The 21,538-nt window shown below is 69.4% G+C and carries 17 protein-coding genes and 4 tRNA genes; 11 read left to right on the top strand and 10 right to left on the bottom strand.

What is annotated here, in order from left to right; all coding sequences use genetic code 11:
* Positions 1-6: 6 nt before the first annotated feature.
* Entirely contained in the window at positions 7-2,403 is a 2,397-nt protein-coding gene (ppsA, locus tag A7A76_RS13430) for a phosphoenolpyruvate synthase (RefSeq protein ID WP_206411652.1), read from the bottom strand.
* 158 nt (positions 2,404-2,561) lie between these two features.
* Between ppsA and ppsR the strand changes: the two genes are divergently transcribed.
* From ppsR to A7A76_RS13400, 6 genes are all read left to right on the top strand, one after another.
* Entirely contained in the window at positions 2,562-3,383 is an 822-nt protein-coding gene (gene ppsR / locus A7A76_RS13425; protein WP_206411651.1) for a posphoenolpyruvate synthetase regulatory kinase/phosphorylase PpsR, read from the top strand.
* 398 nt (positions 3,384-3,781) lie between these two features.
* A complete protein-coding gene (locus A7A76_RS13420) occupies positions 3,782-4,333 on the top strand; it encodes a DUF1249 domain-containing protein (protein ID WP_206411650.1) in 552 nt (183 codons plus the stop codon).
* Positions 4,334-4,378: 45 nt separating this feature from the next.
* A tRNA-Ala gene (locus A7A76_RS13415) sits at positions 4,379-4,454 on the top strand.
* 60 nt (positions 4,455-4,514) lie between these two features.
* Positions 4,515-4,590: transfer RNA gene (locus A7A76_RS13410), tRNA-Glu, on the top strand.
* 87 nt (positions 4,591-4,677) lie between these two features.
* A tRNA-Ala gene (locus tag A7A76_RS13405) sits at positions 4,678-4,753 on the top strand.
* Between the two features lie 60 nt (positions 4,754-4,813).
* A tRNA-Glu gene (locus A7A76_RS13400) sits at positions 4,814-4,889 on the top strand.
* A gap of 113 nt (positions 4,890-5,002) precedes the next feature.
* Here the strand turns inward: A7A76_RS13400 and A7A76_RS13395 are convergent.
* Positions 5,003-6,295, bottom strand: a complete 1,293-nt coding sequence (locus A7A76_RS13395) for a hypothetical protein (RefSeq protein WP_206411649.1) — start codon at positions 6,293-6,295, stop codon at positions 5,003-5,005.
* A 16-nt stretch (positions 6,296-6,311) separates the two neighbouring features.
* Entirely contained in the window at positions 6,312-6,815 is a 504-nt protein-coding gene (locus A7A76_RS13390) for a hypothetical protein (RefSeq protein WP_206411648.1), read from the bottom strand.
* Here A7A76_RS13390 and A7A76_RS25890 point away from each other — a divergent pair.
* Together A7A76_RS25890 and A7A76_RS13385 are read left to right on the top strand one after the other, a co-directional pair.
* Positions 6,814-6,948 carry a hypothetical protein gene (locus A7A76_RS25890; protein WP_277425828.1) on the top strand — a complete coding sequence of 45 codons (135 nt, stop codon included), beginning with the start codon at positions 6,814-6,816 and terminating at the stop codon, positions 6,946-6,948. The two genes, A7A76_RS13390 and A7A76_RS25890, sit on opposite strands and share 2 nt — an antisense overlap.
* Before the next feature lie 401 nt (positions 6,949-7,349).
* The gene (locus tag A7A76_RS13385) at positions 7,350-7,988 is read left to right on the top strand and encodes a DUF1294 domain-containing protein (protein WP_206411647.1); all 639 of its coding nucleotides are present in this window, start codon (positions 7,350-7,352) and stop codon (positions 7,986-7,988) included.
* A 136-nt stretch (positions 7,989-8,124) separates the two neighbouring features.
* Here A7A76_RS13385 and A7A76_RS13380 read toward each other — a convergent pair whose 3' ends face one another.
* The 6 genes from A7A76_RS13380 to A7A76_RS13355 form a co-directional block, all read right to left on the bottom strand.
* Positions 8,125-8,871, bottom strand: coding sequence for a hypothetical protein (locus A7A76_RS13380; RefSeq protein WP_206411646.1), 747 nt, complete (start codon positions 8,869-8,871; stop codon positions 8,125-8,127).
* Positions 8,872-8,962: 91 nt separating this feature from the next.
* Positions 8,963-9,814, bottom strand: a complete 852-nt coding sequence (locus A7A76_RS13375) for an STM4011 family radical SAM protein (protein WP_206411645.1) — start codon at positions 9,812-9,814, stop codon at positions 8,963-8,965.
* A gap of 2 nt (positions 9,815-9,816) precedes the next feature.
* On the bottom strand, positions 9,817-11,193 hold the full coding sequence (locus A7A76_RS13370; RefSeq protein WP_206411644.1) for an STM4012 family radical SAM protein: 1,377 nt from the start codon (positions 11,191-11,193) through the stop codon (positions 9,817-9,819).
* Positions 11,190-12,023, bottom strand: a complete 834-nt coding sequence (locus A7A76_RS13365) for an STM4013/SEN3800 family hydrolase (protein WP_206411643.1) — start codon at positions 12,021-12,023, stop codon at positions 11,190-11,192. Before A7A76_RS13365 ends, A7A76_RS13370 begins: the two co-directional genes overlap by 4 nt.
* Positions 12,016-13,161: an STM4014 family protein gene (locus tag A7A76_RS13360; protein WP_206411661.1), complete on the bottom strand. Its 1,146-nt coding sequence runs from the start codon at positions 13,159-13,161 to the stop codon at positions 12,016-12,018. Before A7A76_RS13360 ends, A7A76_RS13365 begins: the two co-directional genes overlap by 8 nt.
* Before the next feature lie 25 nt (positions 13,162-13,186).
* Positions 13,187-14,098, bottom strand: coding sequence for an STM4015 family protein (locus A7A76_RS13355; protein WP_206411642.1), 912 nt, complete (start codon positions 14,096-14,098; stop codon positions 13,187-13,189).
* Between the two features lie 87 nt (positions 14,099-14,185).
* On the opposite strand from A7A76_RS13355, the gene A7A76_RS26605 reads away from it, so the two are divergent.
* Entirely contained in the window at positions 14,186-14,329 is a 144-nt protein-coding gene (locus A7A76_RS26605) for a DUF6053 domain-containing protein (RefSeq protein WP_428995145.1), read from the top strand.
* Here the strand turns inward: A7A76_RS26605 and A7A76_RS13350 are convergent.
* Entirely contained in the window at positions 14,308-15,705 is a 1,398-nt protein-coding gene (locus A7A76_RS13350) for a GntP family permease (RefSeq protein WP_206411641.1), read from the bottom strand. The two genes, A7A76_RS26605 and A7A76_RS13350, sit on opposite strands and share 22 nt — an antisense overlap.
* A 246-nt stretch (positions 15,706-15,951) precedes the next feature.
* Here A7A76_RS13350 and A7A76_RS13345 point away from each other — a divergent pair, with 246 nt between their 5' ends.
* Both A7A76_RS13345 and A7A76_RS13340 read left to right on the top strand, forming a co-directional pair.
* Positions 15,952-18,222, top strand: coding sequence for a TonB-dependent receptor (locus A7A76_RS13345; protein ID WP_428995146.1), 2,271 nt, complete (start codon positions 15,952-15,954; stop codon positions 18,220-18,222).
* A 390-nt stretch (positions 18,223-18,612) separates the two neighbouring features.
* On the top strand, positions 18,613-21,538 hold a 2,926-nt coding region (locus A7A76_RS13340), incomplete at its 3' end, for a PAS-domain containing protein (RefSeq protein WP_206411659.1).

Here is a 21,538-nt window from a genome sequence, read left to right as displayed (position 1 = left end):
CGGTACTCAGGCCTGGCCCTTGGCCTTGGCCAGGCGCAGCCAGGTGTCGACCACGGTGTCGGGATTCAGCGACACCGACTCGATGCCCTGCTGCATCAGCCATTCGGCCAGGTCGGGATGATCGCTCGGGCCCTGGCCGCAGATGCCGACGTACTTGCCCTTGGCGCGCGCGGCCGAGATCGCCATCGCCAGCAGCTTCTTCACCGCCGGGTCGCGCTCGTCGAACAGTTGGGCGACGATCGCCGAGTCGCGGTCCAGGCCGAGGCTGAGCTGGGTCAGGTCGTTGGAGCCGATCGAGAAGCCGTCGAAGATCTCCAGGAACTCGTCGGCCAGCAGCGCGTTCGACGGAACCTCGCACATCATGATGATCTTGAGCCCCTCGCTCTTATCAGTAGCGCCAGCGCCCTGCTTGAGCCCGTTCTTCTCCAGCACCTCGACCACGCGGCGGCCCTCGTCGAGCGTGCGCACGAACGGGATCATGACCCAGCAATTGGTCAGCCCCATCTGCTCGCGCACCTTGAGCACCGCCTGGCATTCCAGGGCGAACGCATCGGTGAAGGACGGATCGACATAACGGCTGGCGCCGCGGAAGCCGATCATCGGATTCTCTTCGTGCGGCTCGTAGCGCGAGCCGCCGATCAGGTTGGCGTATTCGTTGGACTTGAAGTCCGACAGGCGCACGATCACCGGATGCGGGGCGAACGAGGCGGTGATGGTGGCGATGCCTTCGGCCAGGCGGTCGACGTAGAACTGCACCGGATCGCCGCCGTAGCCGGCGATCTTCTCGTCGATCTTCTTCCTGGTCGCCGCATCCTGCTGCGCATACTCCAGCAGCGCCTTGGGATGGATGCCGATGTGGCTGGCGATGATCATCTCCAGCCGCGCCAGGCCGACGCCGGCGTTGGGCAGCATGGCGAAGTCGAACGCGCGCTCGGGGTTGGCGACGTTCATCATCACCTTGAGCGGCGCCGGCGGCATCTTGTCGAGGTCGGCGACGTGGCGCTCGAACGGCAGCGCGCCTTCGTAGATGTAGCCGGTGTCGCCCTCGGCGCAGCTGACGGTGACGGTCTGGCCTTCCTGGATCGTGTCGAGCCCGTTGCCGGTGCCGACGACCGCCGGCACGCCGAGTTCGCGCGCGATGATCGCCGCGTGGCAGGTGCGGCCGCCGCGGTTGGTGACGATCGCCGCGGCGCGCTTCATCACCGGCTCCCAGTCGGGGTCGGTCATGTCGGCGACCAGCACGTCGCCGGGCTGCACCCGGCCCATGTCGTCGAGGCTGCGCACCACGCGCGCCACGCCCGAGCCGATCTTCTGGCCGATGGCGCGGCCTTCGGCGATCACCGGGCCGCGCTGGCCGAGCTGGTAGCGCTCGATCTGGGTGGCCTTGGCGCGCGACTTCACCGTTTCCGGGCGCGCCTGGACGATGAACAGCTTGCCGCTGACGCCGTCCTTGGCCCATTCCACGTCCATCGGGCGGCCGTAGTGCTTTTCGATCACCAGGGCCTGCTTGGCGAGCTCGTGCACGTCTTCGTCGGTGATCGAGAACTTCGCGCGCAGCTCGGCCGGCGTGTCTTCGGTGCGCACGCGCTCGCCGGGCTGGTTCGAATAGACCATGCGCAGCTGCTTGGCGCCGACGGCGCGGCGCAGGATCGCCGGCTTGCCCTGGGCGAGCGTGGGCTTGTAGACGTAGAACTCGTCGGGATTGACCGCGCCCTGCACGACCATCTCGCCCAGGCCGTAGCTGGAGGTGATGAACACCACGTCGCGGAAGCCCGATTCGGTGTCCAGGGTGAACAGCACGCCGGACGCGCCGACGTCGGAGCGCACCATCAACTGCACGCCGGCGGACAGGAACACGTCCTCGTGCTTGAAGCCGTGGTGCACGCGGTAGGCGATGGCGCGGTCGTTGTAGAGGCTGGCGAAGACTTCCTTGACCTTGCGCACGACGTCGTCTTCGCCGGTCACGTTGAGGAAGGTTTCCTGCTGGCCGGCGAACGACGCGTCGGGCAGGTCTTCGGCGGTGGCCGAGGAGCGCACCGCGACGGCGACGTCGCCGCCGCCGTTCTCGTCGCAGAGCTTGCGGTAGGCGGCGCGGATGTCCTTGTCCAGATCCGGCTGCAGCGGCGCGTCGATGACCCAGCCGCGGATTTCGCCGCCGGCCGCGGTCAGCGCCGGCACGTCTTCCACGTCGAGCGTGGCGAGCCTGTCGTAGATGCGCTGGTGCAGGTCGTTATGCGCGATGAAGGCCTTGAAGGCCTCGGCGGTGGTGGCGTAACCGCCGGGAACCGATACGCCCAGGTTGGCCAGGTTGCCGATCATCTCGCCAAGCGAGGAGTTCTTGCCGCCGACGCGGGCCAGGTCGTGGAGGCGCAGCGCGTGCAGCCAGAGGATGTTCTCGTTCAAGACACACAATCTCCGAGGGGGGCTAGGACGCGTCCGGGCGCGGCCAAGAGGATATGATCGCCCGTGCGTCCGGGGCATACAAGCTTGATCTGTCGGGCTTTTTGGGTTGGCACCCGGGCTTTTCTGGACTGGCACCGTTTTCTTAGACGAGGTTATCGATGGCAGGCACCCGCCCGGTCTTCTACATTTCCGACGGCACCGGCATCACCGCCGAGACCATCGGCCACAGCTTGCTGACCCAGTTCACCGAGACCCGTTTCGTCACCGACCGCATCGCGTTCGTGGACACGGTGGAGCGGGCGCAGGAAGTCGCGGCCAAGATCCGCGAAGCGGCGATCGGCTACGGGGTGCGCCCGGTGGTCATCAATTCGTGCATGGACGGCGAGGTCGGCGCGGCCCTGGCCGAGAGCGGGGCGCTGATGCTCGACGTTTTCGCGCCGTTCATCGAACCGCTGGAGCGCGAGCTGCACGAGACCCGCCAGCGCCGCATCAACCAGGCCCACGGCATCGTCGATTTCGATACCTACCACCGCCGCATCAATGCGATGAACTACGCCCTGACCCACGACGACGGGCAGAGCGTGGACTACAACGAGGCCGACCTGATCCTGGTGGCGGTCTCGCGCGCCGGCAAAACCCCGACCTGCGTATACCTGGCCCTGCATTACGGCGTGCGCGCGGCCAACTACCCGCTGACCGAGGAAGACCTCGAGCACGACCGCCTGCCGCCGCGGCTGCGGCCGTTCCGGCAGAAGCTGTTCGGGCTGACCATCGATCCGGTCCGGCTGCAGCAGATCCGCCAGGAACGCCGGCCCAATTCGCGCTACGCCAAGTTCGAGACCTGCAAGAGCGAGGTCGCCGCGGCCGAGGCGATGTTCCGCGCCGAGCGCATTCCCACGCTGAGCACCACCCACACCTCGATCGAGGAGATCGCCAGCAAGGTCATGACCACGCTGGGGATCCATCGCGAGATGTTCTGAACGCGATGTTCTGACGCAAGGGGGCGCCGCAGCCGCGGCGCGCTGTGGCGCGTGCGGGCCGCGCGCTGAACTGCGGGCGTTGAACGATCGGACTGTTCGGAGGAGCGAGCGTTCACGACGGTCGTTGCGGCTCGCCGCGCGCGCGGCCGGGCCGTTTTCCCGGCGCTTCGAACGCCGTCGCGGCCTGCGCGATGCGCGCAGGCGAAGCTGCCGGCAACGAGCCGGCGGAGCAGCAGGGAGATGGGAGCGCGCGATGCTGAATGGAGGCGGGTGGGGCGCGCGTTTCGAGAGGCCTTTCGCCGAGCCCACCGGCATTGCGAAAGAGCCTATAATTTAAGGGTTTTTCGTCATTCCGTCAATCCTGCCGCGATCGCTGCGCAGCGTGTAGGATCGCGTGCATGACCCAAGCCGCTTCCCGTTTCGCGCGCATCCCCAGGCTCAGCCGCTTCGGCTGGCTGATGGGCCTGTACGCCGAGAACCACGAACGCCTCACCCGCATGTTCGAGCCGGCCGGGCTCGCGCGCGGCGTGTATCTGTCGCAGGTCGGCGATGGTCTGGACCTGCGCCTGGACGTGCTGGAACAGCATCGCTACACCACCGAAATGCGCTTGACCTATGCATTGCTCGATCCGCTCACCGGCGAGCCCGATCCGTCGGCCTATGTGCGCCTGTACCACGACGCGCATCAGGTCGAGGCGACGCACTGCTATGTGGGGCGGCGCTGGCAGGATGCGATCGGCCTGTATCCGCCGCCGGCGCAGGTGCTCGGCCATCGCATGCGCATGAATACTTTTTTAGGAAAGTGGCTCGAGTATCTAGCCGAACGCGGGCATGGCATGACAAGATTGCGCCCCGTCGAACTCGACCCGGCGCCGCCCGGTTCCAGCGAGGAGGATCCTCACGGAACAGGGCACACCGGAGCGGCAAAAAATTCAGCGATGAATGCTTGACGACTTCGCTGAACGCCCGCTAAGATGTTCGTCTTTCCAGCCCGTGGGGCCATAGCTCAGCTGGGAGAGCGCCTGCATGGCATGCAGGAGGTCGCCGGTTCGATCCCGGCTGGCTCCACCAACTYTTCGAACKSGTGAAAGGGTTTCGGAAAGTCTTGCGGWAAMGTTYCAAACCAGKTTTGTCCCCATCGTCTAGAGGCCTAGGACATTACCCTTTCACGGTAGCGACCGGGGTTCGAATCCCCGTGGGGACGCCACACACTAAAACCCCCTGGCCAGGGGGTTTTATATTGAAGCCCGGTAATTTTGGGGTTTCATCGCGACACACAGAGTTTCCAGCGCGTGGGGCCATAGCTCAGCTGGGAGAGCGCCTGCATGGCATGCAGGAGGTCGCCGGTTCGATCCCGGCTGGCTCCACCAACTYTTCGAACKSGTGAAAGGGTTTCGGAAAGTCTTGCGGWAAMGTTYCAAACCAGKTTTGTCCCCATCGTCTAGAGGCCTAGGACATTACCCTTTCACGGTAGCGACCGGGGTTCGAATCCCCGTGGGGACGCCAATCGAAAAACGAACGAGCCCGCGCAAGCGGGCTCGTTCGTTTGTGTGCGCGAAAACCGAAAACCGAAAACCGAAAACCGCCGGCACCTCGCGAAGCAGGGCCGGCGATGCGCGTCAGCGCGCCATGGCGTGGGGCTGCGGCGTTTCCTGTGCCTGGCTCTGCGTGCGCGCCTGCTCGCGCGCGGGGTCGGGCGTGCGCTGGGCTTGCAGGTCGCGCGAGACTTGCTCCATCGGCGGGGCCTGGGCGGGATCGGCGCCGACCCGGAAGCCGGGGGTGTTGCCGCCGATCCAGATCTTGCCGTGGGCCAGGCCGACTTCGTCCAGGTTGACCTTGGACAGATCGTTCAGGCCTTCCTTCTTGGCCAGCAGCATCGCGTGGGCGACCGCGTTGTCGGGCACCGATGCGTCGACCTTGCCGCGCAAGGCGTTGAAGTACGCATGATCGGGATTGCCGGCCTGGCGCGGATCCGCGTTCGCGGGCGCAGCGCCGTCCGGCCCGCCCTGCACGCGCGGACGGCTGCTGTCGGTGAACCCGCCCGGCAGCGGCATGCCCTGCAGCTTCAGCTCCTTGAGATCCACCCGGATCTCGGGCGCGGCCTGGGTGGGATGGGTCTTGCGCGCATCGAGCAGGGCCTTGACCTCTTCCTCGCGGATCATGCCGAGGGCGCGGTTGGTTTCGTTGCGCGGATAGCCGTTGGCGTCGTAGAACATCTTGCCGATCGCCTCGACGTTCGCCGGGGTGGAGGCGATCTTGAGGTCGGCGCCGATGGTCAGGCCGGGACGTGCGGCGTACGTCGGCGGGGACTTGGTCAGGTCCTCCTTGATGTACATCTTCATGTCGTCCGGCGAGGCGTCGTACAGATCCTTCAGCGTCGCGCCCGGGTTCTTCGATTTGACGTACGAGGCGAGGGTGTTGAAGCCGGCGATTTCGGCCGTGGTCTCGACCTTGCGCGAGGTCGTGTTGTAGGCCTTGAGCTCGTCGGTGTAGTCGTGCGGCGACGGAGTCTTGGCGGTGGCCTTGGCCTGGTCGCGCAGCAGCTTGTCCTGGTCGATGATGTCCTGGCGGTTGACGCCGTGCTGGATCTCGTGGCCCAGGGTGAAGCGGATGCTGTTGGCGGTCTGGGTCTTGGTCGCCGAGTCGTTGAGCTGGTCGAGCGAGACCGCGAGGGTCTTGCCCGGGCCGCTCGGATCGGTTTCCGCGCGGTAATAGCCCAGCGGCTGGGTGCCGGCGATTCCCTCGAATTTATCGAGATTGCCCTTGCGGATCGATTCGAGGACGTCGGCCTTGAGTTGCGGGGTGTTCTCGATCAGGTCGCGGAAGTTCTTGCCGGGATTGTCCGTGGCCGTCTTGTGGGCGGCCTCGAAGTCCTTGAGCATCTGGTCCAGGGTTTGTTCTGGGGTCGGCATGTCCGTGTGCTCCCGGTCAGACAGCGGTTTCGATGATCACCATGGACACGCAGGTCTGGGCATCGGAGGGATCGCGCTTGCCGCGCACGTACACCGTCGCGCCGACGTTGCCGCGGCTGAATTCCCAATAATCCTGGGTGTCGTGGCGGTTGCGCAGTTTCTTCGACGAGAAGCCGGCGGAGGTCAGGGCCTTTTCGTAAGTCTCGATCGGCACGCATACCGGGCTCATGTCGGCGTCGCTGTCGCTCTGGTCGCTGAGCTGGAACAGCACCCGGTTGGGTTTGTCGCTGGCTTGCGGCGACATCGAGCGCAGGCCGTAGTACCAGACGCCGGCGACCGGGCCGTTGGCGCCGTAGTCGTTGGCGGAATGGACCACGATCGGCAGGCCGGTGGCTTCGCGCAGCTTGTCGGGGGCGAGGTCGCCGATGCCGCGCACGTTCTGGATCAGCGCGAGCACGCGTTCGGAAAGGTCCTGCGCCGTGAGGCCTGCGGGCTCGGCGACGGTGGAGTTTGCAGTCATGGCGGCGTTCTCCTTGGCCGTGGATGGGGATGCGCCGCGGCTCGCGCAGGCCGCGGCGCACAGCGCGCACAGCAGCGGCAAGGACCGGGCGGTGGAAACAAGGGCGGACCGGATCGACATGCACCCTCCCTGATGACGACGCCGGCGCGGGGGCGCCGGGCATGCCGAAGCCTAACGGCGGGGTTCCCCCAAGACAACGTCGTACGGACCGGATCGAGGCCGCCGCCGGGCGCCGGCCGGACCGGCGGCGCGGAACCGCCAAGGCGCTCACAGTCCCGGGCTGGGGCGGACGTGCGGCAGACGGCGTTGCCATGGCCGGCACCCGGACGCTTGGCAGCGAACGCATTCCGGCTCGGTTCGAACCGGGCCTGGCCGATGCCCCCCGTCGCGGGCGCCATCGCGTTGCGGCCGAGCGTCGGCCGGCGGCGCCTGCGTTCATCGCCGCGCCGGCTTGCGGGAACGCCGGATGGATTTACCCTGGGCGTCGCGGCCGGAACGCGCAGCGTCCGCCCACCTTGACCAGGGAACGATCGAATGCGACAGGCCGGACGGATCTGCGAGTGGAACGACGACAAGGGCTACGGTTTCGTCGCGGCGCACGACGGCGGCGCGCGCGCGTTCGTGCACGTCAAGGCGTTCCAGGCCGGCTCGCGCCGGCCGGCGCTGGGCGATCTGGTTTCGTATCGGATCGCGAAGGACGCCAAGGGCCGCGCGAACGCGGTCGAGCTGCGTTTCGCCGGGCAGCGGATCGAGCGGCGGCCGTCGTCGTCCGCGTCGCCTTCGCCGCTGCGCCGTATCCCGCGGCGGGCCTTGGGCGTGTCGGCCTTGCTGGCCGTCGCGGCGCTGGGCGCGCTGGGCTGGGTGCCGGCCGCGGTGCCCTTGGTGCAGGGGTTTTTCAGCTTCGCGTCCTACATCGCGTATTGGTGGGACAAGGACGCGGCGGGCGCGGGCCGGCGCCGCACGCCCGAAGCCACCCTGCATTTGCTCGATGCGCTCGGCGGCTGGCCGGGCGCGTTGATCGCGCAGCAGCAGTTCCGCCACAAGACGGTGAAGGCCTCGTTCCAGGCGGTGTTCTGGCTGACGGTGTTGTCGAATCTCGCCGCCGTGGCCGTCGCCGTGCACATGGGCTGGGCGCGCGCGTTGACGGGGCTGCTGCTCGACGGCCGCGCATAGCGGCGAATCGCCGGCGTCGAGCGCATCGCCGGTGGGGTGCGCGGCGGCGGTCCGGCGGGATCCTCGCGCAGGCCTCAAGGCAAGGCCCCCGGCGCGGCCGGGGGCTTTGTCCTGTCGCGATGCGACGGCGGCGGGCTTACTCGGCCGCGGCCGCGTACATGCCGTTGTGCACCGTCTCGACGATGTCGTCGGCGCTGCCGGTATTCCACGGCTGGCCCTTGGCCTCGGCGTACAGGGTCAGCTTGGCCGGGATCGTGCGGCTGCCGGCCTGGCCGAGCGCGCGGTCGAACTCGGCGACGCCTTCGAGCAGCTTCTTGGTCTTGAGCTTGGCCGGCGCGCCCTTGGCCGCCAGCACGTCCTGCAGGCGCGCGCTCAGCGCGGGCACGGTGCATTCCATCGTCACTTCGGCGATGCGGCCGTTCTTGACGTATTCGTTGGCGTACTCGCGGCTCGACAGGCTGCGGCATTCGGCGCCGGAGGCGAGCAGGTTGACCCGCTTGATCGCCGCGGCGACGGCCGGCTTGGCCTTTTTCTTGTCGACCTTGGGCATGTCCTCGAGCAGGGCGTCGGCGAAGCCGTCGTACTGGGCGTCGAGGGCGGCCGGGTCGGCCAGGGTGACGGCGTTCGCGCCGCTGGCGTACAGCGGCCGCAGGTAGTCGTTGAGCTGGGCGGCGGCTTCGGCGTCCTGGCGCAGCGAGATGCGCGCGTACAGCTCGGCGACCTGCTCGGGCTTGAGCGTGTTCTTCGGCGCGACGGTCTTGGCCGCCTTGGCGGCCTTGGATTTCGACGGCTTGGCGGCGTGGGCCGGGACGAACGCCGGCGCCAGCGCGGCCGGGATCAGCAGGGCGGCGAGAAGCGAGTTGCGCAGGGAAGGGAAGGGCATGGCTGCGGTCCTTTGCGAAAGGTGGGGGGCGGGGCCGCTCGATGCGGCGGCGTGGGAAGGATGAGGCGGCCTGGGCCGGCCGCCGCTACAGCTAGACGAACGAGGGCACGCGTTCCAGTACGCCGCCGGCGTAATCGCGCTGGAACGGCAGGTCCGGGCGGTGGGCGTAGCCGATGTAGCAGTCGCAGTGCGCGTTCGGACAGGCGCGCGCGCGCAAGTGGGCGGCGAAACTGCCGTCGTAGAGGTTGCCCATTGGCTCGGCGACGAAATGGCAGCGGCGCACGTTGCCGTCGCCGTCGACCGAAACCACGGTCTCGCCGGTCAGGCAGGGCGCGCCGAAGCTCGGCGGGGGCGCGAGGTTGTAGCGGAAATGCGGGTCGATGGCCTCGATCCGGGCGATCTGGGCGGCGTCGTAATAGTCCGGCGGGCGCGGGTCGAAGGCGTTGACCCACATCGGCGTCGCGGCCGGCAGCTCGCGCCGCATCGCCTCGATTTCGTCGAGGTCTTCGATCCGCCCGACCATGCCGACGCTGTGGCGCACGCCGCGCCGGCTCAGTTCGCGGCAGCGGGCCAGGAACACGGCGCGGGTCACCTGGCTCGGGTGGTAGGTGCACCACAGCGCGAGCTTGCCCAGGTCGGCTTGGTCGAGCCAGCGCAGGCCGACGCAGAGGTTGGTCTGGATCGCGGCCCGGCGCAGGTGCGGCATGCGGCTCAGCGCGACCAGGGCCTCGCGGTAGTGGCGGCGCACCAGGCCTTCGCCCCAGGGCGTGAACAGCACCGACAGCTCCATGCCTTGCCGCCCGGCCCATTCGACGAAGCGGGCGAGGTCGGCGGCGTCGCGGCGCAGCGCTTCGCGGCTGTCGTAGGTCTTGGCGAACGGGCAGTAGCCGCAATCGTAATTGCAACTGCTCAGGCGGCCGCGGTAGAGCAGGGACAGGTGCATGCTCAGCCCAGGCGGTAGTCGCGCATGCGTTCGACGATGGCGGCCGAGGCCAGCCACGGGCCGATGGTGTCGGCGCGGGCGAGGCCGGCGTCGGTGAGTTCGATCAGCTCGCCGTTCTCGACGGCCAGGCCGTGCTGGAACAGTTCGCGCAGTTGCGGCAGCTGCTCCAGGCAGTCGGCGCCGAAGCGGCGGCGATAGTCGGCGCGGTCCAGGCCGGGGCGGATCAGCAGCGACTGGATCGCGTGGCGGCGCCGGCGCTCTTCCTCGCCCAGGGCGATGCCGTAGTCGGCGGCGGCGAACAAGGCGGCGTCGCGTTCCAGGTAGTGATCGAGGATCTCGGCGACGCTGCGCCGGGCCACCCCATATTCGCTGGAGTAATGCAGGCTCGAGGTGTACGAGCGCGCGCCGCAGCCGATGCCGACCATGCCGTCGCTCTGGCAGCAGTACACCGGCGCGGCGGCGTCGGGCGCGTGCGGCGCGCGGAACATGCGCATCGACACCTGCTCGTAGCCGGCGGCGAGCAGGCGGTCGCGGCCCGCTTCGTACAGCGCGAGACGTTCGTCCATCGGTTCGGCCTGCAGCGCCAGGCGCGCGCCGGCCTTGGCTTCGATCCGGCCCAGTCCGGTCAGCGGGCGCACGTACAGCGGGTACAGATACAGCTCTTCCGGGCGGTGTTCGAGCGCGCTGTCGATCGAGGCGAGGAAGCTGGCGACGGTCTGCCCGGCGATGCCGTAGATCAGGTCGAGGTTGAGCGTGGCGATGCCGGCGGCGCGGATCGCGGCGATGGCCTGCTCGACCACGGCGCGCTGCTGCGGCCGCACCAGCGCGCGCACTTCGGCTTCGCTGAAGCTCTGGATGCCCATGCTGACCCGGTCGATGCCGCGTTCGCGGCACAGCGCCATTTTTTCCGCGTCGACGGTTTCCGGCGAGACCTCGATGCCGGCCGGGATCGCGCGCAGGTCGATGCGGGCATGGCGTTCGACCATGGCGAACAGGCGCTGCAGTTGCGCCGCGTCGAGATAGCTCGGGGTGCCGCCGCCGATGGCGAAGCGGACGAAGCGGTGTTCGCCGAGCGCCTCGCAGGTCGCGCGCAACTGCTGCTCCATCTGCGCGAGGTAGCGTTCGACCTTGGCCGGCTCCGGCCGCGCCAGCGCGAACAGGTTGCAGAAGCCGCAGCGGTAGCTGCAGAACGGCACGTGCAGGTACAGGAACAGCGAATCGCGCGGCTCGCCTGCCCACAGCTCGCGCAAGTCCCGCGGCGGCTGCAGCGGGCGGTAGGCGGTCTTGTGCGGATAGGAATACGAATACGCCTGGTACGGCGGCAGCCGCAACAGGTCGCTCAGGCTCGGGGCTGGGGGGGCGTGGACGACGGCGTTCATGGATCGATGAAGAAATGCGCGTAGGGCACGGTCATCACCGTGTCGTGGGCGAGGCGGTGGCCGTGGAAGCCGTCCTCGCCGTAGGCGGTGCCGTGGTCGGAACAGACGATGGCGAAGGCGCCGCCGCGCGCGCGCAGCGCGTCCAGCAGCGGCGCCAGCGCGGCGTCGACGTAGCGCAGCGCGGCGCGATGGCTGGCGTAGCCGTCGGCCTGCGCCCCGGGCAGGTAATGGCGGTTGGGCTGGTGCAGGGCGGAGACGTTGACGAAGACGAAGCACGGCGTGTCGCGCAGTTCGTCGCTGCCCAGGCGCTCGCAGGCCAGCGCGACCTGGCGCTGCGTCGAGTCCGGCGCGGTCACGCCCAGGCCCGGATGCCAGTGGCTTTCGTCGAACAGGTCCGGCAACTGCGAGCCCAGCGGGTTGCGCTTGTTGAAGAAGCCGACGCCGCCGATGCAGATCGTGCGGTAGCCGGCGTCGCGCAGGCCCGAGACGATGTCGGCGCGGTCGCGGAACACATGGGTGCCGGCGGCGGTGGTCTCGCTGCCTTCGAATTCCAGCGCGAACAGGCGCGGGTGCGGCCCGGGCCGCGCCGGCGTGGGCAGGAAACCGGCGAAGAACGCGGCGTGCGCGGCATAAGTGAAGCTGCCGGGGGTGTGGCGGCGTTCCCAGCCCTGCGCGTGCAGGTGCGCGGACAGCACCGGCAGTTCGCCGAGTTCGAAGCATTCCTGCGCGGCGTCGTAGCGCAGCGTGTCGAGGGTGATCAGCAGCAGGTCGCGCCGGCCGACCACGGCGCGCATGTCGGGATTGTCGTAGCGGGCGCCGGGCTCAGGCATGGACGGGCTCCGGCGCGTGCGGCGCAGGCGGCGCGTCGGGCGCGGGCACGGCGCGCAGCAGGGCCTGGTCCTGGTAGGTGCTCAGGCCTTGCCAGGGCAGGTCGAGCAGCAGGTCGCCGAAGGCGTTGGCTTCCAGCACCCAGCTGCGGCCGTCGCGCAGGATCAGGTCGAAGCCGATCATGCGGCTGCGCGGAAACGCCATCGCCGCTTGCTGGGTGGCGGTTTCCAGCGCGTGCATGGCGGCATCGTCGAGCCAGTGCGCGAGCGCGCCGCGGCGGTTGCCCAGGTGCAGGTTGGTCAGCGGGCCGCGGCCGACCCGGGCGACGCGGTGGCGCAGGAAGCCGTCCAGTGCGACCGCGCGGATGTCGTAATGCGCGCCGCCGTAGCGATCGCCCTCGCCGTCGGGCGCGCGCGGCTTGGGAATCCAGCGTTCGACATAGGCGTCCTGCGCGGCGATCGCGTCGATCAGCCGGGCGATGCGCGCGCCCTCGTCGTAGCGGCGCGGCCTGAGCGAGTTGAACACCCGCGCGCGGCCGCCGTCGTCGCTGAGCTCGGCCGAGCCGTAGGCGGCCTCGCGCCCGCCGCGGTTGCGCCGGTACGCCAGCACGCCGGCGCCGGAGGAGCCATAACGGGCCTTGATGAACACCTGGCCGGCGTCGTGTTCGCGCAGCAGCGCCTGCAGGGATTCGTAGCCGTCGATCTCGCCCAGCAGCGGCGGGATCGCGATGCCCTGCGCGCGCAGGCGGCGCTGGCAGGCGAGCTTGTCGCTCATGCCGGCGATGTCGTCGGGCGGGTTCAGATAGCCGGCGCGCGCGGGCAGGGATTGCAGCAGGTCGCGAAAGCCGGCGTACCAATGGTGCTGGTGGGCCAGTTCGCCGTGTAGCAGCGGCTGCGGCGGCGCGCCGACGGCGCCGAGCGCGCGCCAGCCGCGTTCGATCAGCGCCGCATGCAGGGCCGGCGCCTCGCCCGGCGACTCGATCTTGACCAGCGCGTGCGGCCGCGCAGCGATCTGCTCGGCCGCGCGCTGCGGCGCGGCGAGCAGGTCTTCGTAGTGCAGTTCTTCTGCCGCGGCCAGGCCGCGCTCGCGCAGCGCCTGTTGCAGCCCGCGCAGGCGGCGGCTGCCGCGCGGGCCGATCAGCAACCAGGCCGGCGGACTCACGTCCTTACTCGGATACCGCCACGTAGCGGTCGCCGTCGTCCTCTTCTTCCGGATCGTCGAGCACCACCGCGCACGGCAGCGCGCGCAGCTTGGCCTGCCACTGTTCGGAGATGTAGTGATGGCTCAGGTCGATGCGCTCCAGCGCGCCCAGGTGCGGGCTCTCGGCCAGCGCCTGAGCGCCGGCGTCGCCGATGGTGCCCAGCGACAGGTCCAGGGTCTGCAGCGAACCCAGCCACGGCTGCTGCGCCAGCCACGCGGCCAGTTCGTCGCTGATTTCCGAATCGCGCAGGCCCAGGTAGCGCAGGCGCTCGGGGCCGATCTTGGCGAGCAGGTTCTGGTACGGGGCGATGCCGCCGTCGAAACCGTAGCCGTCGCTGCCCAGCCACAGCTCCAGGTGCTTGAGCGCGGGCAGGGTGGAGCCCGCGATCGCGTCGACGATGGCGCTCGGCAGGCCACCGCACTCGATCGCCAGTTCCTCCAGCGCGTAGTGCGAGAACGCCTGCAGCTCCAGGTTGGTCGAACCGCGCACGCGCAGCGACTGCAGTTGCGGGTAAGCGGCCAGCAGCGGGTTGTAGGAGGTCTGGATGATCCAGGAGACCTCGCAATCCTCGTAGGTCATGTCGCCGACGAACAGGGCGCTGAGCTTGGGCAGGCGGGCGCGGTATTCGATCAGCGCGTCGAGGTAGCCCTGCGGGCCTTCGTCGTGGGCTTCGCTCCACGGGCCGACGATCAGCGTTTCCAGGCCGGCCGGGTCGACCTTGGCGAGGAGATCGTCGAGCAGGTCGCGCTGGCTCTCTTCGCTGTCGTAGTCCTGGGTCAGCCGGTAGACCACGTCGCCGCCATCGGGCGTGGCGCCCATGCGGAATTCGACGACGCGTTTGCCGCGGTAGATCTGCGAGTACTCGCCGATGGTCACGTGGGGCTCCTTGCCTGCGTTGGTAAACGAGGGCGAAGCATACCTAAGGAGCGAGGATTCTTGTAACCGTCGCCGGCGGCGGCTTTTGTGGGAGGAGTCGCTTTGGTGGGAGGGGCTTCAGCCCCGATGCCTTCCGCTCCGGTCGAGGCGACCTGGCACAAAAGCATCGGGGCTGAAGCCCCTCCTACAAAGAAGCCCAGCCACAAACCTCAGACCAGGCCGGTGGCGTAGAAGGTCGCGATCACCACGAACACCGCCGCGGTCTTGAGCAGGGTGATCGCGAACACGTCCTTGTAGGCCTGGCGATGGCTCAGGCCGGTCACCGCCAGCAGGGTGATGACCGCGCCGTTGTGCGGCAGGGTGTCCATGCCGCCGGAGGCCATCGAGGCCACGCGGTGCAGCACTTCCATCGGGATGCTGGCGGCCTGGGCGTTGGCGATGAAGGTCTCCGACATCGCCGCCAGGGCGATGCTCATGCCGCCGGAGGCCGAGCCGGTGATGCCGGCCAGCGCGGTCACCGTCACCGCTTCGTTGACCAGCGGGTTGGGGATCGCGCCGAGCGCGTTGGCGACCACCAGAAAGCCCGGCAGCGCCGCGATCACTGCGCCGAAGCCGTACTCGCTGGCGGTGTTCATCGCCGCCAGCAGGGCGCCGCCGATGGCGGCCTTGCTGCCTTCGGCGAAGCTCGCGGTCACCGGTTTCCAGGCGAACGCCAGCACCGCGGCGATGCCGAGCAGCAGCGCGCCTTCCACCGCCCAGATCGCGGCGATCTTGGAGACTTCCTGGACCACCGGCGCGGCGTCGCCGATCACCGCCGGGTCGAAGCTGTGCTGCTTGCCGTACGCCTGCGGCAGCCACGCGCTGAGCAATTTGTTGGCCACGCCGACCACGACCAGCGGCGTAATTGCCACCAGCGGGTGGGCCAGCTTGCCGCCGGCGAACGGCGCCGGCTCGTTGAGCAACTGCGTGCCATAGCCTTCGCCGGCCTTGAGCGCGGCGCGCCGGCGCCAGTTCAGATACAGCAGGCCGACGATGAGGATGAACACGCCGCCGATCGTGCCCAGGATCGGCGCGGCCCAGGTGTCGGTGCCGAAGAACGCGGTCGGGATGATGTTCTGGATCTGCGGCGTGCCCGGCAGCGCGTCCATGGTGAAGGTGAACGCGCCCAGCGCGATGGTGCCGGGGATCAGCCGCTTGGGGATGTCGCTCTGGCGGAACAGCTCGGCGGCGAAGGGATACACCGCGAACACCACCACGAACAGCGACACGCCGCCGTAGGTCAGCAGCGCGCACACCGCGACGATGGCGAGCATGGCGCGCTCGCGCCCGACCAGGCGGATGGTCGCGGCGACGATCGACTTGGAGAAGCCCGAGGTCTCGATCAGCTTGCCGAAGATCGCGCCGAGCAGGAACACCGGGAAATACAGCTTGAGGAAGCCGACCATCTTGTCCATGAACAGGCCGGTGAACATCGGCGCGACCAGCGACGGATCGGTCAGCAGCACCGCGCCGAGCGCCGCCACCGGCGCGAACAGGATCACGCTGTGGCCGCGGTAGGCGACGTACATCAGGAAGCACAGCGCGGCCAGCACGATCAAAAACGCCATCGGTTCGGATTCCCCTCATTGCGGCGCGGGCGTCGGGCCCGGCTGCGCGCAGTGTCGGCAATGCGGCCGCGCGGCCGGCATTGTCCGAAGGTACAGCTGCCGGCCGCGGCGGCCGGCTCCTAGGCTGTGCGCCATGACGGGGGACTGCGCGGCGCGAGGGGCGCCGCGCGCGACTTCCGCATCCGCATTCGCGCCTTTGATCGGCATCTTTCGCATCGAACTCCCGGGGGAGGGACAACCAACGTGATCCGCATCGACCGACACTCCCGCCATTCCAGCCACCGCCATTTCAGCCGCGGCCGCCGCGCTGCGCTCGCCTCGGCCGTGGCCCTGGCGCTGCTGGCGCCGGCGGCCTGGGCGCAGGACGCCGCGCCGGCCGCGGCCGAAGCCCGCGACGCCACCACCCTGGGCGGGCTGACCGTCACCGCGCGCAAGCGCGAGGAAACCCTGCAGGAAGTGCCGGTGGCGATCACCGCGTTCACGCCCGAGGCGCTGGACCGGCTCAACATCGAAGACCTCAGCGACCTAGACGCGCAGGTGCCGAACCTGACCATCTACGCCGCGCGCGGCTCCAGCAGCACCATCACCGCCTACATCCGCGGCGTCGGCCAGTCCGATCCGCTGTGGGGCGTGGATCCGGGCGTGGGCATCTACATGGACGACGTCTACATCGCCCGCCCGCAGGGCGCGCTGCTGGACGTGTTCGACGTGGAGCGCATCGAAGTGCTGCGCGGCCCGCAGGGCACGCTGTACGGCAAGAACACCATCGGCGGCGCGATCAAGTACATCTCGCGCGGCCTGCCGACCCAGTTCGGCGGCTTCGCCTCGGTGACCGCGGGCAACTACGGCCAGCTCGACGTCAAGGCGGCGGTGGCCGGCCCGATCGGCGGGGCGACCCAGGGCGGCGACGCCACCCTGCGCGGGCGCCTGTCGGTCGCCAGCCTCAACCGCGACGGCTTCGGCAAGAACCGCTTCACCGGCCAGGACGTCAGCGACAAGGAAGTGCTGGCCCTGCGCGGCAGCCTCGGCGCCTACGTCAGCGATTCGCTCGACATCCAGTTCGCGTTCGACTGGATGGACGACCAGTCCGGCGTGCGCGGCGCCAGGATGCTCGCGCCCAACCGCTTCGCCCCGGGCCTGCTGCCGCTGGACGACCGCTACGACATCCGCAGCGGCATGCCCAACGTCAACGACACCACGATCAAGGGCGCCTCGGCCGTGGTCAACTGGCGCGCCAACGAGGACTGGACGTTCAAGTACGTGCTGGCCAAGCGCGAGTCCGACACCGAGACCAACATCGACTTCGACACCTTGCCGAACAAGATCGCCGACGTGAAGGCGTTCTACAGCGACCAGCAGGTCAGCCACGAGCTGCAGGCCAACTTCGATGCCGGCGGCCGCGCGCGCGGCGTGATGGGCCTCTACGCCTTCGACGGCGAAGCCGGCGGGCAGGTGCTCAACAACTTCTTCAACCTCAGCTTCGGCGACACCCAGGGCACGGTCTACACCGAGTCGCTGGCGTTCTACGCCGACTGGACGTTCGACCTGACCGACAAGCTCAAGCTCGACGTCGGCGCGCGCTACACCGACGAGGACAAGCGCGCCAAGGTGTTCAACCAGGGCTACCGCGACGCCAACTTCACCATTCCCAGCGGCGTGATCGCGGCCAATTTCGACCGCAAGATCAACTTCAAGAACACTTCGCCGAAAGTCTCGCTCGACTACCAGATCACGCCGGACGTCATGGTCTACGGCCTGGCCACGCGCGGCTTCAAGTCCGGCGGCTACAACATCCGCGCCCAGGCCGCGGCGGTGCCGCGCTCGGCCGAGCCGTTCGACGACGAGGTCGTCGACAGCTACGAGCTGGGCAGCAAGATGGCGTTCTTCGACCAGCGCCTGTTCCTGAACCTGTCGTACTTCCACAACAAGTACAAGGACATCCAGCTGTCGGTGTTCACCGCCTACGACAGCAACGGCGACGGCACCAACGACGCGTTCTTCGGCGACTTCACCAACGCCGGCAAGGGCACGGTGCAGGGCCTGGAAGTCGAGTACCAGTGGCTGCCGAACCAGAACTGGCTGATCTCGGGCAACCTGGCCTGGCTGGACGCCAAGTACGACGAGTTCATGTACGCCGGCGTCAACATCGCCAAGGAACAGGAATTCACCAACGCGCCCGAGTTCTCCGGCGCGCTCAACGTCGAGTACCGCACCGATCTGTCCGACGGCAGCAACCTGTCGGCGCGGGTGGGCTACAGCTACCAGAGCGAGGTCGTGGCGACTACCGAGATCGTGCGCACCGGCGCGCTGCCGATCACCCAGGACGGCTATGGCCTGGTCAACGCCGGCGTCACCTGGAAGAGCCGCGGCCCGTGGACGGTGTCGCTGCAGGGCAGCAACCTCGCCGACAAGGAATACCGCACCACCGGCTACAGCCTGAACTCGGCGCTGGGCGTGTACACCGGTTTCTACGGCCCGCCGCGCCAGTACTCGCTGTCGGTCAAGTACGACTTCTGATTTCGTTCCAGGCGTCGAAAGGGGAGTGCGGCCGGGACGCCGCGTCGGGCCTGCGTCCGGGGGACGCAGACCCGGGTTTTTGAGGGCGGGGCAGGGACGCCCCGCTCGCTTTCGTGGCGGTCCGCCCTAAGCGAAGCTCGGCGCAGCGACTGTAGGAGCGGCGCGAGCCGCGACTGCGACAACGCAACTGCGACGAATCTTTCGCCGCGCCTTGTGGCTTCGCGGGAAAGGCTGGACGAAACGGGCTTCGGCGACGGCGCTGACGTCAACCGCTGCGGTTGGTCGCGGCTCGCGCCGCTCCTACAGGGCGCCTTCGCAACCGCGCGGGCGCTGGCTGTTCCGCGCTCCGCGCCCCCGCTATCCTGCGCCGATGCGCCGCGCCCCATGCCCATGCTGAGCCTCACCGCCGTCGCCCTGGCCAGCCTGGCCTGGCTGGCGCTGATGTTCGGCACCGCGCTGTTCGCCGAGCGCCGGCCGAACGTGCTGGCGCGCCACTGGCATCACATCTACGCGCTGTCGCTCGCGGTGCATTGCACCTCTTGGACCTTCTACGGCACCGTCACTCAGGCCGCGCGCTACGGCTGGCCGCTGCCGCCGACGTTCCTCGGCTCGATCCTGTTCTACGCGCTGGCCGTGGGCTTCATGGTCAAGCTGGTGCGGCTGGCGCGCGAGACCAACGCCACCTCGCTCGCCGATCTGATCGCGACCCGCCTGGGCAAGGATGCGTGGTTGGCGGCGCTGGTCACCCTGGTCGCCGCGCTCGGCCTGATTCCCTACATCGCGCTGCAGCTCAAGGCGGTGGCGATGAGCTTCGCCATGCTCACCACCCGCGCCACCGACGGCGCCGCGCTGCCGGCCTGGCGCGACAGCGCGCTGTACGTGGCGCTGGCGATGGCGTTGTTCGCGATGCTGTTCGGCACCCGCCGCGCCAGCGCCGCCGAGCACAACCGCGGGCTGGTGCTGGCGATGGCGTTCGAGTCGGTGTTCAAGCTGGCGGCGATGCTGGCGCTGGGCGCGTTCGTCTGGTTCGGGCTGGACGCGCTGCCGCCGGCGCCGGCGATGCCCGCGCCGGGCAGCGATCCGGCCGGCGGTTTCTTCCCGCTGGTGCTGCTCGGCGCGCTGGCGATGTTCATCCTGCCGCACCAGTTCCATGTCGCCGTGGTCGAATGCCGCGACGAAGGCCACGTGCGCACCGCGCGCTGGCAGTTCCCGCTGTATTTGCTGCTGATCGCGGCGCCGGTGCTGCCGGTGGCGATGCTCGGCCAGCGCCTGCTCGGCGCGCAGGTGCCGTCGGACCTGTACGTGCTGGCGCTGCCGCTGGCGCAGGGCCAGCAGGCGCTGGCGCTGTTCGCCTTCCTTGGCGGGCTCAGCGCCGCGACCGGCATGGTCGTGGTCAGCACGCTGACCCTGAGCCTGATGATCGGCAACCACTGGTTCGCGCCGAACCTGCTGCGCGGCGCGTGGTCGCGCAACCGCGACCTGCGCGGGCGGGTGCTGGCGCTGCGCCGCGGCGGCATCGTCGCGATCATGCTGCTGGCCTGGGGCTACAGCCGCCTGATCGCCGGCAGCGAGGCGCTGGCCGATGTCGGCGCGGTGTCGTTCTCGGCGCTGGCGACGCTGGCGCCGGCGCTGGCGTTCGCGGTGTGGCGGCCTTCGATCCCGGCGCGCGCGGCCATCGCCGGCATCGCCGCGGGCTTCGCGGTGTGGTGCTGGACCTTGCTGCTGCCGATGCTGTTCGAAGCGCGCGGCGCGCTGCCGGCCTGGGTGGTGCAGGGGCCGCTGGGGCTGGAATGGCTGGCGCCGGAGCGCTTGTTCGGCCTGACCGGCTGGAGCCGGCTCGGCCGCGCGGTCGGCACCAGCCTGTTCGCGGGCACGTTGGTGACCGTGCTGGCGGCGCTGTGGCGGCGCGAGCCGGCGCGCGATGCGCGCCGCGGCCTCGACGCGCAGACCCTGCGCAACGCCGGCCTGCGCTTCCTGCCGCGCGAGCGCGTGGCGCAGCTGCTCGACGGCGTGCCCACCGGCGCGCCGGTGGCGGCGGCGGTGGAAGCGGGGGTGGAGCGCGAACTGGCGGCGGTGCTGGGTTCCTCGTCGGCGCGGGTGCTGCTCGACGCGGCGCGGCGCGAGGCCGGGCGCGATCTCGACACGGTCGCAGCGATCGTCGGCGAAGCGTCCGCGGACCTGCGTTTCAATCAGCGCGTGCTCGAAGCGGCGCTGCAGAACATGAGCCAGGGCATCAGCGTGGTCGATGCGCAACTGCGCCTGGTGGCGTGGAACCGGCGCTACGTCGAACTGTTCGATTTTCCGCCCGAACTGCTCCAGGTCGGCCGGCCGATCGCCGATCTGGCGCGTTGGGCGATGAACCGACTGCCGTTCCAGGGCGATCTGGAAGACGCGCTGCAGCGGCGCCTGGCCTACATGCGCGCCGGCACCGCGCACCTGTCCGAGCGCGTGCTCGCCGACGGCAGCATCCTGGAAATCCGCGGCAATCCGATGCCCGGCGGCGGCTTCGTCGCCACCTTCACCGACGTCACCGCGTTCCGCCGCGCCGAGGCCGGCCTGATCCAGGCCAACGAAACCCTGGAGCAGCGCGTGGCCGAGCGCACCGCCGACCTGGAAGTGGCCACCCAGGAAGCGCAGCGCGCCAACGAGGCCAAGAGCCGCTTCCTCGCCGCGGTCGGCCACGACCTGATGCAGCCGCTGCACGCCGCGCAGTTGTTCGCCGACGCGCTGGGCCAGCAGGCGCTCGACCCGGCCCAGCGCGACACCGTGGCGCGCATCGGCGGCGCGCTGGAGTCCACCGGCGATCTGCTCACCGGGCTGCTCGACATGTCGCGCTTGCAAGCCGGCGGGCTGGTGCCGCAGCCGCGCGAGTTCCCGCTGGCCGAAGTGCTCGATCCGCTGGCCGCGCAGTTCGCCGCGATCGCCGCCGCGCGCGGCCTGCGCTTTCGCTACGTGCCCACGCGCGCATGGACGCGCAGCGATCCGCAACTGCTGCGGCGGGTGCTGCAGAACTTCCTCGCCAACGCGGTGCGCTACACCGCGCAGGGTCGGGTGCTGTTGGGCGTGCGCCGCGCCGGCGACGGGCTGCGCATCGAAGTGCACGACACCGGCCCGGGCATCGAGCCGGCCCAGCGCGAGGCGATCTTCGAGGAATTCCGCCGCGGCGAGGACGCGCCCGGGCAAGGGCTGGGCCTGGGTTTGTCGATCGCCGACCGCATCGCGCAATTGCTCGACGCGCCGCTGAGCCTGCGCAGCCGGGTCGGTCGCGGCACCGCGTTCGGCGTGCGCGTGGCCGCGGTGCGCGCCGCGCAGGCGC

Origin of the sequence: Lysobacter enzymogenes (genome assembly GCF_017168095.1) — a bacterium.
Lineage (GTDB): Bacteria > Pseudomonadota > Gammaproteobacteria > Xanthomonadales > Xanthomonadaceae > Lysobacter > Lysobacter enzymogenes_D.
Note: the sequence above shows the minus strand (reverse complement) of the source record. Positions and strands in the feature narration are given on the sequence as shown.